This window comes from Pseudomonas sp. RIT288 (genome assembly GCF_000631985.1).
GTDB lineage: Bacteria > Pseudomonadota > Gammaproteobacteria > Pseudomonadales > Pseudomonadaceae > Aquipseudomonas.
Genome location: NZ_JFYN01000007.1, coordinates 26,564 through 40,244 on the forward strand (window position 1 = coordinate 26,564; position 13,681 = coordinate 40,244).

The following is a 13,681-nucleotide window of genomic DNA, read 5'->3' on the forward strand; positions in this document are numbered from 1 at the left end:
GCCTCATCGCGAGCAGGCTCACTCCTACAGGGGAAACGCATTTCAATTGTAGGAGTGAGCCTGCTCGCGATAGCTACGGTTCAGGCACTCAAGATATTGCGGATCAGCCTTGGGTCTCCCGCTCCAGCTCAGCGTCTTCTTCGACAATCTTACCCTTGGTCTTCAGCTCACTGACAATCACGGCCGCCACAATCAACCCGGCGCCAACCAAGGCAATCGCCGGCAAGCGCTCCCCGGCAATCCGCCCGACGATCCCGGCCCACACTGGCTCACCGGCATAGATCAAGGTTGCCCGGGTCGACGAAACACTTTTCTGCGCCCAGTTCATCGCCACCTGAATCGCCGCACTCGCCGCGCCGAGGCCCAGTGCGGTCACCAGCAAGGTCCAGGAAAAATCCGGGAGCGCTTCGCCAGTCGGCACCACCAGCAGGAACGACAGCACCGAGGTCACCGCCAGTTGCACCACGGTCACCCGGCGCACATCGACCTGACCGGCATAGGTGCTGATCAGAATGATCTCGGCGGCAATTGCGATGGCACTGATCAGGGTGGCAATTTCCCCCGGGCTGAAATTCAGCGAAGCGCCGGAAGGCCCGGACAGCAGCATCAGACCGGTAAACGCCAGCATGATGCCAATGCTCGGCATCAACCCCGGTCGACGGCCCAGCACCAGCCATTGCAACAACGGCACGAAAGGCACGTACAACGCGGTGATGAACGCGGATTGGCTGCTTGGAATGCTTTGCAGGCCAACCGTCTGCAAGCCGTAACCGAGCATGATCGCCACGCCGATGAAGGCGCCGGCCTTGAGCTCGAACAAGGTGAGTTCACGTAAGTGACGCCAGGAGAACAGTGCGACAATGGCGGCCGCAGCGGCAAAGCGCAGGCCGACAAAGAACATCGGGCCACTGACGGTCATGGCGTGTTGCACCAGCAGGAACGTGCCGCCCCAGACCATGGTGATCAGCACCAGCACGCACTCGGCCTTGCTGAAGCGGGAGAAGCGAAGAGGCGTGGGGGAGCTGTTCACTGACGTCATGACCTTGCGCACTATAAAAGGCAGGACGCACAATGCGCCCAACGTTGCGCAGTATACTGCCCAACCCCACCGAGTGAGCAATATAGTGCACAAAGATTCCAGCCAACGAGCGTCCGTCCTGCAACACGTCAGCCACAACGTCCGGCGCCTGCGCCACGCTGCCGACATGAGCCAGACCGCGCTGGCGGAAAAGTCCGGCGTCAGTCGGCGCATGTTGGTGGCGATCGAGGCCGGGGAAAAGAATGTCAGCCTGACCACCCTCGATCGCGTTGCCGAAGCGCTCGACGTGGCCTTCAGCGACCTGATCCAGGCCCCCGACGCGCGCGATACCAGCCGCATCAACGAGGTGGCGTGGGCCGGGGTGATTCCCGGGAGCAAAGCGGTATTGCTGTCCAAGGCCACCGCCACCCGTGAAGTCGAACAGTGGGAATGGTGTCTGCAACCGGGTGAGGTCTATCCGTCGCAACCCGACGCCGATGGCTGGAGCGAGCAGATCTATGTGTTCGAAGGTTGCCTGACGCTAACGGTGGGCGAAGTGACCAATACCATTGCGACCGGCGAGTTTTTCATGTTTGCCAGCAACCAGCCGCACGGCTATCGCAATGACGGGCCGGTTGCGGTGCGCTTTGTGCGTAATGTGGTGATTTGAATGCATCAGAGCGCAGACATCCTGATCATCGGCGGTGGCCTCAGCGGCACGATGCTGGCCGTGCAATTGCTGCGACTGCCAGGCCAACGCCGGATCCTGATCATCGAATCGCGTGCCGAACTCGGCCGTGGCGAAGCCTACAGCGCCGTCGAGCTTGGCCACACGCTCAATGGCAATGCAGCGCGCATGAGTGTCGACCCCGATAACCCCGATGACCTGACTCAATGGCTGACCGCGCACATTGCCGCCGGTGGCTGGCCGGAATCTGCCGAGCAGAATGTGCCGATCAGTGAGCTGTTCCCGCCACGCGGGCTGTTTGGCGTGTATGTGCAGCAGCACCTGGCCGAGGCGCGATTCGTTGGTGCGCAGCACGGTTCGACCGTCGAGCACATCTGCGCCGAAGCCGTCGATCTGCAAACCGATACCGATTCGGTGCAAGTGAGCTTGAGCGATGGACGACGGTTGTGCGGCACCTACGCTGTGCTCGCCACGGGCATGTTCCCCGCCGCGCGCACGCCGCAGAAGGAGTCCAGCGGTCTGAATGCTGCTGCGCTCGATCCGTGGGATGTCGCAGCCATGCGCCTGCTTGATCCGCAGTCGACTGTGTTGATCATTGGCTCCGGCCTGACCATGGTCGATGCGGTGGTTTCGCTGGAACAGGCCGGGCATCGCGGGCTGATCGAAGTGTTTTCCCGTCATGGACTGTTGCCCCATGTGCGTCGGCAACCGCCGGCGTGGATGGATTTTCTTGCCGAAGATCCGAGCATTCGCACGCCGCGACAGTTGTTGCGCGAACTGCGCAGGCATTGCCGCGAGGCGATCGCTCAGGGCATTGATTGGCAGGCGCCGCTGGACACAGTGCGGGCCCATATCGGACGGTTGTGGAGTCAGGCGACTGACCTGCAGCGTCGACAATTCGTACGCCATGTACGGCCGTGGTGGGAGAGTCATCATCACCGTTCGCCGCCGTTGAGTGCGGCATTGGTTGAGCGCTTGCACCACGAGGGGCGGTTGCGGATTCAGGCGGCGTCGTTCAAGGGGCTTGAGCCGATGGCGGGCGAGGGTGTGAGCATTCGTATTCGGCGTCGCGGCGAGGCAGAAAGCTGTGTGGTGCAGGGTGCAGCGCTGATCAATTCCAGTGGCATCGAGTACGACTGGCGCCGCGTCGCGCGCCCGCTGCCGCAGCAATTGCTGGCGCGCGGGCTGGTGCGTCCGGGGCCGTTGGCGTTGGGGATTGCGGCGGCGGTGGACGGTGCGGTGCTGGACGCCGAAGGTCAGGCCGGCAGCCGACTGTTCGCGATGGGGCCACCGTTGCGCGGGATGTGGTGGGAGAGCACGGCGGTAACGGATGTGGCGTCGCAGGCCAAGCTGCTGGCGGCGCGGCTGGTGGATTGAAAGCGGGCCGGCTTGCACGGGTCTCTGTAGGAGTGAGCCTGCTCGCGATAGCGGTGGGTCAGTCACATCAGTACTGAAGGGGCTGACGCTATCGCGAGCAGGCTCACTCCTACAGTAGAACGGGGCAGCTCAGTCACCTCGGCAGTGCGTCCATCAGCCAGCGCTGGCGAATCTGCTCCAGGCGCCCTTCGGCGCGCAAGGTATCCAGCGCCTGTTGCCAGCGTTTGACCTGAGCCGGATCGGTCTGCAGCGAAAAGGCGATGTAGGTGTCCTGTTTCATCAGCGACATCTGATACTGCAAGCGTCCCGGTTCCATGCCTTGGGTGCGGGCCAGGGCGGCGGTGGACAGGGTGTCGGAGACCACGAAATCCGTCCGGCCCAGGCTGAACAGACGCATCATCTGTTCCGGGGGTTCGACGCCATCGAGGTTGTTCAGGTTTTGCCGTTGCAGGTAGCTGTAGATCAGCCATTTGCGCGGCACGCTGATGCGCCCGGCCTGATCCGCCTGTTGCAGGGTTTTTACCGGCGGCTGGTTGTTGGCACGGGCGTAGAGGGCGGTTTCGACTTCAATCAGCGGCCCGACCCATTGATAGCGCTCATCGCGCTCATCGGTACGCAGGACAGTGAACACACCGGTGCTGGCTGTTTCGCTGGCGGTGCGCAAGGCACGCAGCAAGGGCACCTGCTGCAGGTCGATCCGGTCGCCGGTCTGTTCCGCGAGCGCCCGCACTACGTCCACGCCATACCCCACCAGATGATCGCCTTGCTGGAAATGCAGGGGCGGGTGATTGTCGGTGAGCAGTTGCAGATCGGCCGCATCGGCCGCCAGGGTCAGGAGTGACAGCAGGCACGCGGCAATCCTTTTCATTAATCGTCCCTGAAAAATTGATCGCGAAGCTTAGTACGGGCCGAGGGTGGCTGTCGTGAGGAATGTACGGGGCTTTTGCGTCAGAAAACAGGACGGATTGGCAGAGCCGGCGTACGCAGAAACATTGTGGTGTGCCTGGTATTTGTGGCTGGCACACAACCTGTGGGAGCGAGCCTGCTCGCGAAAACGGTGGATCAGTCACCATTTGAAGTGGCTGACCTGGCCTATTCGCGAGCAGGCTCGCTCCCACTTTGGTTTTGTTGTGCCTGCATGGGTGGCTGGCACAGGGGGATGGGGGGCTGGAGGGTTACGCCACCACGCGATAGCACGGCACATACGCCGCACCGCCCGGCAGTTTCATCCGGTGCTGGGCGACGAAGGCTTTGAGCAGTGCATCGAGCGGTTGCATGATCGCCGCGTCACCACGGATCTGGTACGGCCCGTGTTCTTCGATCAGGCGAATGCCCTTGTCCTTGACGTTGCCGGCGACGATCCCGGAAAACGCCCGACGCAGGTTGGCGGCCAGTTCGTGGGGTGGCTGGTCGCGGTGCAGTTTCAGGTTGGCCATGTTCTCGTGGGTCGGATCGAACGGGCGCTGGAAGCCTTCGTCGATTTTCAACAGCCAGTTGAAGTGGAACGCATCGTTGCGCTCGCGGCGGAACTGCTTAACGGCTTTCAGACCCTGAGTCATCTGGCGCGCGACTTCGGCCGGATCGTCGATGATGATTTCGTAGTGCTGTTTCGCTGCTTCGCCGAGGGTGGCGGTGACGAAGGCATCGAGCTGTTCCAGATACGGCGCGGCATGTTTCGGCCCGGTCAGGATCACCGGGAACGGCAGGCCGGCGTTGTCCGGATGCATCAGGATGCCCAGCAGGTACAGGAACTCTTCGGCGGTACCGGCGCCGCCCGGGAAGATGATGATGCCGTGGCCGACACGGACGAACGCTTCCAGACGTTTTTCGATGTCCGGCAGGATCACCAGCTCGTTGACGATCGGGTTCGGCGCTTCGGCGGCGATGATGCCCGGCTCGGTCAGGCCGAGGTAGCGCCCACCGTGGATGCGCTGCTTGGCGTGGGCGATGGTCGCGCCCTTCATCGGGCCTTTCATCACGCCGGGGCCGCAACCGGTGCAGATGTCGAGGCTGCGCAGGCCCAGTTCGTGGCCGACTTTCTTGGTGTATTTGTATTCTTCGGTGTTGATCGAGTGACCGCCCCAGCACACGACGATTTTCGGCTCGACACCCGGACGCAGGGTGCGCGCGTTGCGCAGCAGGTGGAAGACGTAGTCGCTGATGCCTTGCGAGGTGCTGAGGTCGATGCGTTGGCTGTCGAGTTCGTTTTCGGTGTAGACGATGTCGCGCAGGGCGCTGAACAGCATCTCGCGGGTGCTGGCGATCATTTCGCCATCGACGAAAGCATCGGCCGGGGCGTTCAGCAGTTCGAGGCGCACACCGCGGTCCTGCTGGTGAATACGGATTTCGAAGTCCTTGTAGGCTTCCAGAATGGTCTTGGCGTTGTCGACATGCGCGCCGGTGTTGAGGATGGCCAGGGCGCACTGGCGGAAGAGGGTGTAGGTGCTGCCGGATCCGGCTTCGCTCAGTTGCTGAACTTCACGTTGAGAAAGGGTTTCCAGGCTGCCTTTCGGGCTGACCGAGGCGTTGATTACGTGTCGTTGGGTCATGCAATGATCCTTAAAACGATGTCATTCCAATGGCAGGCAAATGGCATCCGAATAGTGTGTATCCATGAATGAAGATGGCACGATCTGCGCTGTACCGCCATGTCCCCGTTGGACGCTGAAAAGATGAAAAGGGCCCCCAGCATAGCTAAATCCCCGAGAGAGGCGATAATGCGCAGCGAGTTTTTTCCGTTGCTCTTTTTATCGCTCAAGGAAGTCATGCCTGATGTTCGAGATCCAGCCGATGGACCCAGCAACGTTTCGCCAGCAGACCCGCCGCAGCACGCTGATCATTGCCGTGCTGTTCCTGGTGCTGGCGATGGTGCTTTCGACGGCGGCGGTGGCGCTGTTCGGCGAGCCCGGCGGGGATAACCTGCGTTTCAATGTCGGCGGGGTGTTCGTCGCGTTTCTGCTGACGGCGGCGCTGCTGCGTGGGCAGTTCTGGCAGCAGTCGTGGATGGCGCCGGCCGTCTATAGCTGGCGGCTCAAACGCAGCCTGATGAGCGTGACCAACGTGATGCATCAGGTGACCGTAGCGGTGGAACAGAACGATCCGGGCGCGATGAAGTTGCTGCGCTTCTATCATCTGGGGCTGACCCAGATGCACGAACTGGACGGTAACTCCAGCGATCATGCACAGTTGCGCCGGGAAGTCGAAGTGCACAAGGAGCGGATGCAGGCGCTGGGGCTGGAGATCGACCAGAAGCGCCTGGATCCAGCCTGGCTGCAAGCCTTGAAACCGGCTACGCGTTAAAACGGGATGCGGCTGGCGCGGCGCAGTTTCCACGCACGGGCCAGGCGCCCGTAGACCAGCAGGTTGATCACCAGTACCACACTGCCCAGCGCCAGTTGAATCTGCGGGGTGAGCCCGGCGGGGTAGATGATCGGCCAGATGTAGTGCTCGATGAAGCCGCCGGCGTATTCGGTCTGCCCGGCGGCGTGGCGCATCAGGTTCTCCCAGTAGGTCAGCGGACAGGTCAGGTGCAACACCTCGACCGCCACGCCCCACGCGGCCGCTGGCAAATGCAGCCACATCAGGCGTGGCCACTTGAGTACCAGCAGCCCGCCGAACAGCACGAACAGAATGAATGACAGATGAAACAGCACCAGCCCGTCGGCTGCGATTCGGTACAACATGTCGTCTCCCTGACGCGGTTGTGAAGGCCTCCATGGTACGCCGACAGCGACGCCGGGGCGCTGCGATTTAGCGCAAGTGCGCAAGATCGTTCAAGCCGCCAAGGGGCATTTGCTGGCAGAGTCTGCGACCGTTTCCTCGGTTGAAGAGCGTTATGTCTGACTCACTTATGCCGCGCAGTGCGTTTCTTCGCGGCGCTGCGGCGATCATGCCGTTATCGCTGGCGACGGCGCCGTGGGGGCTGCTGGCCGGCTCCATGGCGATCGAGGCCAATCTCACGCCTTTGCAGGGGCAGGGCCTGTCGAGCATCGTGTTTGCGGGGGCCGCGCAACTGGTGGCGATCGGTATGCTCAAGGGCGGTGCCGGGATTTTCTCGATTCTGTTGACCACGCTGCTGCTGACCTCGCAGCACTTGTTGTACGGGATGAGCATGCGTTCGGTGATCTCGCCGCTGCCCGGGCGATGGCGCATCGGCCTGGGCTTTTTGCTCACCGATGAACTGTTCGCCCTGACCAGTCAGCATGATCGCCAGCAGTTCAACCGCTGGTACGCCTTGGGCGTCGGCCTGACCTTCTATATCGCCTGGAACCTGTTCACCCTGGCCGGCATCGTGCTGGGCAGCAGCATTCCGGGACTTGAGCATCTGGGGCTGGACTTCTCGATTGCCGCCACCTTCATCGCGTTGATCACTCCGGTGGTGCGTAATGTGCCGACCGTGGTGTGTGTGGCGGTGTCGCTGTTCTGCTCGGTGCTGTTCAGTTATTGGCAGTGGGGCTCGGCACTGGTGTTGTCGGGCCTGGCCGGGATGACCGCAGGATTTGTCTGCAACAAGCTGTATCGGGGGCGCGCATGATGGTCTGGGCAGTGATTTTCGGCATGGGGATTCTGGTGTTCCTCAACCGTTACGTGTTTCTCGAACCACGCCTGCCGGTGCGCTTGAGCAGCAACGCACGGCAATTTCTCGGATTTGCCGTACCGGGAATGCTCACGGCGATCTGCGGGCCGATCGTGTTCATGCCGGACAAACAGCTGAATTTGCAGTGGGATAACCCGTATTTGCTTAGTTCGCTGGTGGCGATCGGGCTGGTGCTGTACACCCGCAATACCTTGCTCAGCATGCTCTTGAGCATGGCGTTTTTCTTTTTGCTGCGCTGGTGGTTGTAAGTTGGCGGGAAAAAACTGTTCTACGCTTGTTGGATGACTAGTTGCGACAAAGCGAGGTGCACATGACGACCGAGCAACAGCGTGCGGATGAAGATGAAGAAGTAGATGAGCCCAGCGAAGAAGAAATCGAGCGTGAGAAACGCAAGGAACAGACGTGGAAGCACGACGATGGCAAGGAACTCACCGGGCCAGACGTGAAACTCTGAGAGCCATCTGCATGAAGCCCCGCAGCAGCGGGGCTTTTTGTTGTTTCAGAGGTCTTCCAGGTGCGGGAAGTCCGGATGTGATGCCCGATAGCCCAGAGTCTTGTCGATCCACGCATTGAGTTCGTTGACCATCACCGGTGGGTGGCCGGGATAGCTTTCGAGAGTGGTGCGCAGGATGCGTTCGATGTCCGGCACTGAACGCAGGTTTCGGGTCTTGATGTAGTGGCCGATAAAACAGTCGAGTTGAAAGCGTTCTGTCATGGACAGATAAATACACTCCAGGTCGTTGGCCTGTTTGATTGCAAAATCGTCGCGCAACTTAGTTCTCTGCAAGGCTTGGTAAAAGTTGTAGGGGATTCCTGGTTTTGTTGACTCTTTGGTCAATTGGTATGCCAATTGGAAATGCGGCGCGCATGCTATCCGTAGTGCATCTAAATGTATGTATGACGGTTGAAATGTCAGACAGGCGGTTGGTTCGCTCAAACGACTGTTTTTTTCGAGCTGTCTCAGCGATGAAACACCACCTGTAAAGACTATGCGTCACCTGTAATCACCTGTAGGAGCTGCCGCAGGCTGCGATCTTTTGATCTTCATCTTTGAAATCAAGATCAAAAGATCGCAGCCTGCGGCAGCTCCTACAGGGTAAACGCGTGAGATCACGGATCTTTAAGCCACTTCGTCAATCAGCCCGGCACCCTGATTGCGTGAGTTGCCGACAGCTGTGCCGACTTTGTGCCAGGCGAAGGCCTCGCTGGCTTCACCTTCGAACAGCAGCATCTGTTCGGCGCGCTCCGCAGGTGTTGCCGGGTCGAGCCACTCGGCAGCCATGTCAGCGCGAAAAACCACGGGTCGGCGATCATGGATATCGAGCAGCCCCCCGATGCTGTCGGCGGTGATGATCACGAATCCATCGTCGTCCTGGGCATCGCTGTCGGGTGTCGGAAATTGTCCGATGGCGGCGCAGAAAACCGGCCCGTGATCGGCGCGACGGATCAGCCACGGCTGTCGGGTTTTATCCGGGCCGTCGACCCATTCGAACCAGTTGTCGATGGGCACGATCAGCCGATGACGCCAGATCGCCCGGAAGAACGGCCCATGAGCGACTTTCTCCACGCGGGCGTTGATCGGCGCCGCGTTGTAGCGCTCCAGCGCGGCGTCGCCGACGTGATTGATCAGCGCATCGGGAATGCTCAGCACCGCGACAAAGTCGTGAATGCCACGGTACTGCGAGAGTCTTCCGCACATGCGCCGAATCTCCGGTTGGACGCTTTCAGCTTAGTTGGCTCTGGCCAATCAATCCTGCGCCTCCTGACCGGTGAACGTGTCGCGCCAGACCAGCCAGCGGCGCTCCAGCACCGCGAGCAGGCCGTCGCTGAGTTTGCCGAGCACGGCGAGCACGATGATCGCTGCCAGCACGATATCCGGTCGCGAGGTTTCGCGGCCGTCGCTGAGCAGATAACCCAGGCCCTTGGTCGCGGCGATCAGCTCGGCGGCCACCAGAAACATCCACGCCAGACTCATGCCGCTGCGCAGTCCGGTGAACAGGCCGGGCAGGGCGGCGGGCAGCAGAATCCGCCGCACCAGTTGCCAGCGGCTGAAACCATAGATGTGTCCGACCTCGACCAGTTTGCGATCGATATTGCGAATCGCCGCGACCCCGTTGACGTACACCGGAAAGAACGCGCCAATGGCGATCAGCACGATCTTCGAGGTTTCATCGATGCCCAGCCACAGCAGCAACAGCGGCACCCAGGCCAGACTCGGAATCGAACGCAGCGCGGCGAACGTCGGTTCCAGATACGCCTCGGCCTCGCGGCTCAAACCGACCCAAGCGGCGAACACCAGCGCCAGGCCGGCGCCAATTGCAAACCCGAGCAACACCCGCAGCAGACTGGCGCCGATGTGTTTCCACAGTGCGCCTTCGGCGAGGTCGGTGAGGGTCAGGGCGATCTCGCTGGGCGCCGGCATCTGATAGGACGGCAGCCAGCCGAGACGCACGATGCATTCCAGGGCCACCACGATCAGCAGTGGCAGGGCCAGACCTTTCAGACGTCGGCGCCACGTCGGGTTGAGGGATGAAGGGCGCGGTCTCGACAAGCTGCGAGGCGGCGCGGGCAGTTCGTTACTGCGAGTGGTCATACGTGGGCTCCGCTCACAGCGAATCCGCGTCGGGCGCGGATGGGCTGTGAGTCTGGTCGTTTACTGGCGGGCGATGGCTTGCTGCACACCGCTGTCGAGCAACTGATCGATGACTTGATCGACATTCACTCCACGCCGCACCAGTTCCTCGGAGACCAGAATCGGTGCCGCAGCCTTGGACGCCTGCACATCGTTGGCGGTCAGTTGCGGGCTGTTGAGGTCGGTGCGCGACAACTGCAGTTTGGCCACGTCCAGCGGCAGGCCGGATTCCTTGGCGAGCAGGGCGGCGAACTCGTCGGGATTTTTCAGCACCCATTGCCGCGCCTGCTCGTAGGCTTTGATCACCGTGTCGATGGTTTGCGGATGCTCCTTGGCGTACTGCTCGGTGACGCTGACCACGCCGTAGCTGTTGAATGCCGGGTTGCGATACAGCAAACGCGAACCGGCCTGAACCTGGCTGGCGGCCATGTGCGGATCGAGTCCGGCCCAGGCGTCGACATCGCCTTTTTCCAGCGCGGTGCGGCCGTCCGGATGTTGCAGGTGCACCAGTTCCACGTCGTCTTTCTTCAGCCCGGCCTGTTGCAGGCTGCGCAGGGTGAACAGGTACGGGTCGGTGCCTTTGGTGGCGGCGATTTTCTTGCCCTTGAGGTCGGCGACGCTCTGATACGGCGAATCCTTGCGCACCACCAGCGCAGTCCATTCGGCGCGGCTGTAGACGTAGACCGATTTGATCGGGCTGCCGTTGGCCCGGCTCAGCACTGCAGCGAGGCTGGCGCTGGAGGCGAAATCGACGCCGCCACTGTTCAGGTATTCCAGCGAACGGTTACTGCCCTGGCTCAGCACCCAAGTGACTTTGGTCTGCGGCAGGGCCTTTTCGAGAAAGCCGAAATGCTTGAGTACCAGGCTCACGGGCGAGTAGTAGGCGTAATCCAGATGGACTTCCGCAGGCGGCGCTTCGGTAGCTTGGGCCAGAGGTTGCAGGCTCAACGCCATGGCGCTGGCGACCAGCAGCGTTTTGAGGCGGGTAAACGGTAAGAACGATGTCATGGGGCGCTCCGGCAAAGGCACTGGTTTTTATGTCCAAAAATATATTTTTATCGACTGCGTCCTGCATGAATGGAATATTGCAGGCTCTGTGCCATGTGCCTATCGGCCCATGTTTACGGGGTTTTCGCAGGTTTTCGCGCCTTTCAACTGTTGCTCGGGCAACACTGTGATATCGCACTGTTGCGCAGCGAACAGTGAGCATTCGAAGCGCTTAGCTTATGCATTAATCGAATTTAAAATTGGTTTATCAACAGCGTTATGGTCTATGCAAAATCCCGCCGCAGGACCCGCCATGAAGCTCTCCCGTTTGCTCCGCAGCACACTGATGACCGCCTTGTTCGCCGCACCGTTTGCCTACGCCGCTGAGCCCTTGGTCCTGCACGTCGGTGACCAGAACTACTACAACATCCGCGCTTCGGTCGAAGCTTCCGGCGTGCTGAAAGACGCACCGTACAGCGTCGACTGGAAGCACTTCCAGGCCGCCGCGCCACTGGCCGAGGCGTTGCAGAGCGGCTCGCTGGATCTGGGCTTTCTCGGCGATTCGGGTTTTCTGTTTCTCGCCGCCAAACAGGCGCCAGTCAAACTGATCGGTGTATCGCGGCAGAACCCGGATACCATCGCCTTGCTGGTGCCGAAAGATTCGCCGGTGAAAACCATCGCTGATCTGAAGGGCAAGAAAGTCGCCTACTGGCCCGGCGCCTGGAGCCAGCAACTGACCTTGCGCGCCCTGGAGCAGGGCGGTCTGCCGGAAAACTACGTCGATTTCGTCAAACTGATGCCGATTGATGCCGCGGCCGCGTTGCCGCAGGGCAGCATCGACGCGTTCCCGGTGTGGGAACCGTACATTTCCCAGCAAATCGTGTTCTCCGGTGCGCGGCCGATTCTCACCGCGAAAAACCTGATGCCGGGCCTCAGCGCGATTGCCGCGTCGGCGCCATCGATCGACAGCAAACGTGCAGCGATCGCCGATTTTCTCGGGCGTTTGAAGCGGGCGCGGGCCTGGGTCGACAGCCACACCGACGAATACGCGGACCTGTGGGCGAAGAAAGCCAATCTCGATCAGCAGGTTTCACGGCACTGGTTGCGCCAGGCGCACATGACCGTTGGGCCGGTGGACCAACAGGCGGCAGCCGACTTGCAAGGCACCGCGGACTTCCTGTTCAAGGTCAAGGCCTTGCCGGCGCCGCTGGCCACCGCCGGGGTCATCGATACTTCGTTTCAACAGGCACTGGCTGACTGAACGAGCGCCGGAACCAAAGCCTGTGTACCCTATCCAAACCTGGCTCGCGAAACCGGGCGCAGGGATGGATCAGGGCGAGGGAGTTTTGCCAGACGACAACAGGACCGCAACGGTCAGGCGCAAGGCAAAACATGAAATACGCGTTCAACCTTCTCTGTGCAGCAGCCATCGCGTTTGGGCTGGCCGGTTGCATTGCCGCGCCGATCGAAATGACCACGCAAACCGAAACCCGGCTCAAGGCCCAGGCCCCGGTGCGCTTTCTGCTCACCTTCGATGACGGCCCCAGCGCCTCGAGTTTCTGGAATCCGTCGACGACCGTGCTCGACAGCCTCAAGGTCAACCCGGTGCAACCGGACATCAAAGCGGTGTTCTTCGTCCAGACCCGCGCGCCACGCGCCGGCAACAGTGAAATCGGTCGTGGCATCATGCAGCGTGAGCATGCCGAAGGGCACATCCTCGGATTCCACACCGCCACCCATTGGCACACCAACCATCGCTCGCTCGATCCGCAAGCGCTGGAGCAGTCGTTGAGCAACGGCACGGCGGATATCGCCGCGATCACCGGAGCTGCGCCGATCCTGCTGCGTCCGCCATTCTGGAATTACGACAAGCGCACCTTCGCCGCCTATCAGCGACACGGACTGCATGTGTTGTTGACCGATTTGAGCGCCAATGACGGCAAGATCTGGGGCTTCAACGCCAGTCCCCGACGCCGGGCGAATATGCTGCGCCAGCTATCGGAAGTCCGCGAGCGAATTGCCCTCGGCGAATTTCCCACCGTGGACGGGGTGATTCCGGTGGTGGTGACCTTTCATGACCTCAATCGCTACACCGCGCGGCATACCCGCGAATACCTGCAGATCCTGCTCGACAGCGCCGCGGCCACTGGCGTGAGGCTGGCGAACAAACCGTTCTACGATGATCACGCGGCGCTGCAGAAAGCGGCGCTGGCGCGCACCGTTCAGCAGAGTTCGGAGCCGGTGCAGTTGCCGGGGATGTGGAACTGGATCTGGGATCATGACGCCCACTGAGGCCGCGCTGGAAATGTGATCGGGTTGGCACTTGCCGGGGCGGCAGGTTGCTGGTGGCTCATCTATGCTCAACGGGTCGACCGACTCATC

Annotated in this window: 16 protein-coding genes; 8 read left to right on the forward strand and 8 right to left on the reverse strand. The window is 61.2% G+C overall.

Annotation, left to right across the window (positions count from 1 at the left end):
• Positions 1 to 103 precede the first annotated feature (103 nt).
• Positions 104 to 1,039 carry a DMT family transporter gene (locus tag BW33_RS08285; protein WP_047598260.1) on the reverse strand — a complete coding sequence of 312 codons (936 nt, stop codon included), beginning with the start codon at positions 1,037 to 1,039 and terminating at the stop codon, positions 104 to 106.
• Positions 1,040 to 1,124: 85 nt separating this feature from the next.
• On the opposite strand from BW33_RS08285, the gene BW33_RS08290 reads away from it, so the two are divergent.
• Entirely contained in the window at positions 1,125 to 1,688 is a 564-nt protein-coding gene (locus BW33_RS08290) for a helix-turn-helix domain-containing protein (protein ID WP_047598262.1), read from the forward strand.
• Positions 1,689 to 3,083 carry an FAD/NAD(P)-binding protein gene (locus tag BW33_RS08295; RefSeq protein ID WP_047598264.1) on the forward strand — a complete coding sequence of 465 codons (1,395 nt, stop codon included), beginning with the start codon at positions 1,689 to 1,691 and terminating at the stop codon, positions 3,081 to 3,083.
• A 133-nt stretch (positions 3,084 to 3,216) separates the two neighbouring features.
• On the opposite strand, the gene BW33_RS08300 is transcribed toward BW33_RS08295, so the two are convergent.
• Together BW33_RS08300 and ppnN are read right to left on the reverse strand one after the other, a co-directional pair.
• Positions 3,217 to 3,951 carry a substrate-binding periplasmic protein gene (locus tag BW33_RS08300; protein ID WP_047598265.1) on the reverse strand — a complete coding sequence of 245 codons (735 nt, stop codon included), beginning with the start codon at positions 3,949 to 3,951 and terminating at the stop codon, positions 3,217 to 3,219.
• 307 nt (positions 3,952 to 4,258) lie between these two features.
• Positions 4,259 to 5,632 (reverse strand): nucleotide 5'-monophosphate nucleosidase PpnN, encoded by a 1,374-nt coding sequence (ppnN, locus tag BW33_RS08305; protein ID WP_047598267.1) that lies wholly within the window; start codon positions 5,630 to 5,632, stop codon positions 4,259 to 4,261.
• A 223-nt stretch (positions 5,633 to 5,855) separates the two neighbouring features.
• On the opposite strand from ppnN, the gene BW33_RS08310 reads away from it, so the two are divergent.
• Positions 5,856 to 6,383, forward strand: a complete 528-nt coding sequence (locus tag BW33_RS08310) for a DUF3087 domain-containing protein (RefSeq protein WP_047598268.1) — start codon at positions 5,856 to 5,858, stop codon at positions 6,381 to 6,383.
• Here BW33_RS08310 and BW33_RS08315 read toward each other — a convergent pair.
• Complete coding sequence (locus BW33_RS08315; protein WP_027612976.1) at positions 6,380 to 6,766, reverse strand: DUF2784 domain-containing protein; 387 nt, start codon at positions 6,764 to 6,766, stop codon at positions 6,380 to 6,382. The two genes, BW33_RS08310 and BW33_RS08315, sit on opposite strands and share 4 nt — an antisense overlap.
• A 152-nt stretch (positions 6,767 to 6,918) precedes the next feature.
• Between BW33_RS08315 and BW33_RS08320 the strand changes: the two genes are divergently transcribed.
• The 3 genes from BW33_RS08320 (at position 6,919) to BW33_RS29945 (ending at position 8,134) form a co-directional block, all read left to right on the forward strand.
• On the forward strand, positions 6,919 to 7,617 hold the full coding sequence (locus BW33_RS08320) for an AzlC family ABC transporter permease (protein WP_047598269.1): 699 nt from the start codon (positions 6,919 to 6,921) through the stop codon (positions 7,615 to 7,617).
• Positions 7,617 to 7,928, forward strand: a complete 312-nt coding sequence (locus BW33_RS08325; protein ID WP_171061873.1) for an AzlD domain-containing protein — start codon at positions 7,617 to 7,619, stop codon at positions 7,926 to 7,928. Before BW33_RS08320 ends, BW33_RS08325 begins: the two co-directional genes overlap by 1 nt.
• Positions 7,929 to 7,990: 62 nt before the next feature.
• Positions 7,991 to 8,134 (forward strand): hypothetical protein, encoded by a 144-nt coding sequence (locus BW33_RS29945; protein WP_166497409.1) that lies wholly within the window; start codon positions 7,991 to 7,993, stop codon positions 8,132 to 8,134.
• Between the two features lie 45 nt (positions 8,135 to 8,179).
• Here the strand turns inward: BW33_RS29945 and BW33_RS08330 are convergent, their stop codons facing one another.
• From BW33_RS08330 to BW33_RS08345, 4 genes are all read right to left on the reverse strand, one after another.
• Positions 8,180 to 8,452: a hypothetical protein gene (locus BW33_RS08330; RefSeq protein WP_047598272.1), complete on the reverse strand. Its 273-nt coding sequence runs from the start codon at positions 8,450 to 8,452 to the stop codon at positions 8,180 to 8,182.
• 348 nt (positions 8,453 to 8,800) lie between these two features.
• Positions 8,801 to 9,379 (reverse strand): SOS response-associated peptidase, encoded by a 579-nt coding sequence (locus BW33_RS08335; RefSeq protein ID WP_047598273.1) that lies wholly within the window; start codon positions 9,377 to 9,379, stop codon positions 8,801 to 8,803.
• A 48-nt stretch (positions 9,380 to 9,427) separates the two neighbouring features.
• Positions 9,428 to 10,273, reverse strand: coding sequence for an ABC transporter permease (locus BW33_RS08340; protein WP_047598275.1), 846 nt, complete (start codon positions 10,271 to 10,273; stop codon positions 9,428 to 9,430).
• A gap of 60 nt (positions 10,274 to 10,333) precedes the next feature.
• Entirely contained in the window at positions 10,334 to 11,320 is a 987-nt protein-coding gene (locus BW33_RS08345) for an aliphatic sulfonate ABC transporter substrate-binding protein (RefSeq protein WP_047598277.1), read from the reverse strand.
• Between the two features lie 292 nt (positions 11,321 to 11,612).
• Between BW33_RS08345 and BW33_RS08350 the strand changes: the two genes are divergently transcribed.
• The gene (locus BW33_RS08350; RefSeq protein ID WP_047598279.1) at positions 11,613 to 12,560 is read left to right on the forward strand and encodes an ABC transporter substrate-binding protein; all 948 of its coding nucleotides are present in this window, start codon (positions 11,613 to 11,615) and stop codon (positions 12,558 to 12,560) included.
• A gap of 131 nt (positions 12,561 to 12,691) precedes the next feature.
• Positions 12,692 to 13,591 carry a polysaccharide deacetylase family protein gene (locus BW33_RS08355; protein ID WP_047598281.1) on the forward strand — a complete coding sequence of 300 codons (900 nt, stop codon included), beginning with the start codon at positions 12,692 to 12,694 and terminating at the stop codon, positions 13,589 to 13,591.
• Positions 13,592 to 13,681 lie beyond the last annotated feature (90 nt).

Excerpts from the sequence above, each read along its gene's own strand:
- BW33_RS08315 (WP_027612976.1), bottom strand. The coding sequence starts at position 6,766 with ATGTTGTACCGAATCGCAGCCGACGGGCTGGTGCTGTTTCATCTGTCA.
- BW33_RS08335 (WP_047598273.1), bottom strand. The coding sequence starts at position 9,379 with ATGTGCGGAAGACTCTCGCAGTACCGTGGCATTCACGACTTTGTCGCG.
- BW33_RS08320 (WP_047598269.1), top strand. The coding sequence starts at position 6,919 with ATGTCTGACTCACTTATGCCGCGCAGTGCGTTTCTTCGCGGCGCTGCG.
- BW33_RS29945 (WP_166497409.1), top strand. The coding sequence starts at position 7,991 with ATGACGACCGAGCAACAGCGTGCGGATGAAGATGAAGAAGTAGATGAG.
- BW33_RS08340 (WP_047598275.1), bottom strand. The coding sequence starts at position 10,273 with ATGACCACTCGCAGTAACGAACTGCCCGCGCCGCCTCGCAGCTTGTCG.
- ppnN (WP_047598267.1), bottom strand. The coding sequence starts at position 5,632 with ATGACCCAACGACACGTAATCAACGCCTCGGTCAGCCCGAAAGGCAGC.
- BW33_RS08310 (WP_047598268.1), top strand. The coding sequence starts at position 5,856 with ATGTTCGAGATCCAGCCGATGGACCCAGCAACGTTTCGCCAGCAGACC.
- BW33_RS08295 (WP_047598264.1), top strand. The coding sequence starts at position 1,689 with ATGCATCAGAGCGCAGACATCCTGATCATCGGCGGTGGCCTCAGCGGC.
- BW33_RS08325 (WP_171061873.1), top strand. The coding sequence starts at position 7,617 with ATGGTCTGGGCAGTGATTTTCGGCATGGGGATTCTGGTGTTCCTCAAC.
- BW33_RS08345 (WP_047598277.1), bottom strand. The coding sequence starts at position 11,320 with ATGACATCGTTCTTACCGTTTACCCGCCTCAAAACGCTGCTGGTCGCC.
- BW33_RS08355 (WP_047598281.1), top strand. The coding sequence starts at position 12,692 with ATGAAATACGCGTTCAACCTTCTCTGTGCAGCAGCCATCGCGTTTGGG.
- BW33_RS08300 (WP_047598265.1), bottom strand. The coding sequence starts at position 3,951 with ATGAAAAGGATTGCCGCGTGCCTGCTGTCACTCCTGACCCTGGCGGCC.
- BW33_RS08285 (WP_047598260.1), bottom strand. The coding sequence starts at position 1,039 with ATGACGTCAGTGAACAGCTCCCCCACGCCTCTTCGCTTCTCCCGCTTC.
- BW33_RS08350 (WP_047598279.1), top strand. The coding sequence starts at position 11,613 with ATGAAGCTCTCCCGTTTGCTCCGCAGCACACTGATGACCGCCTTGTTC.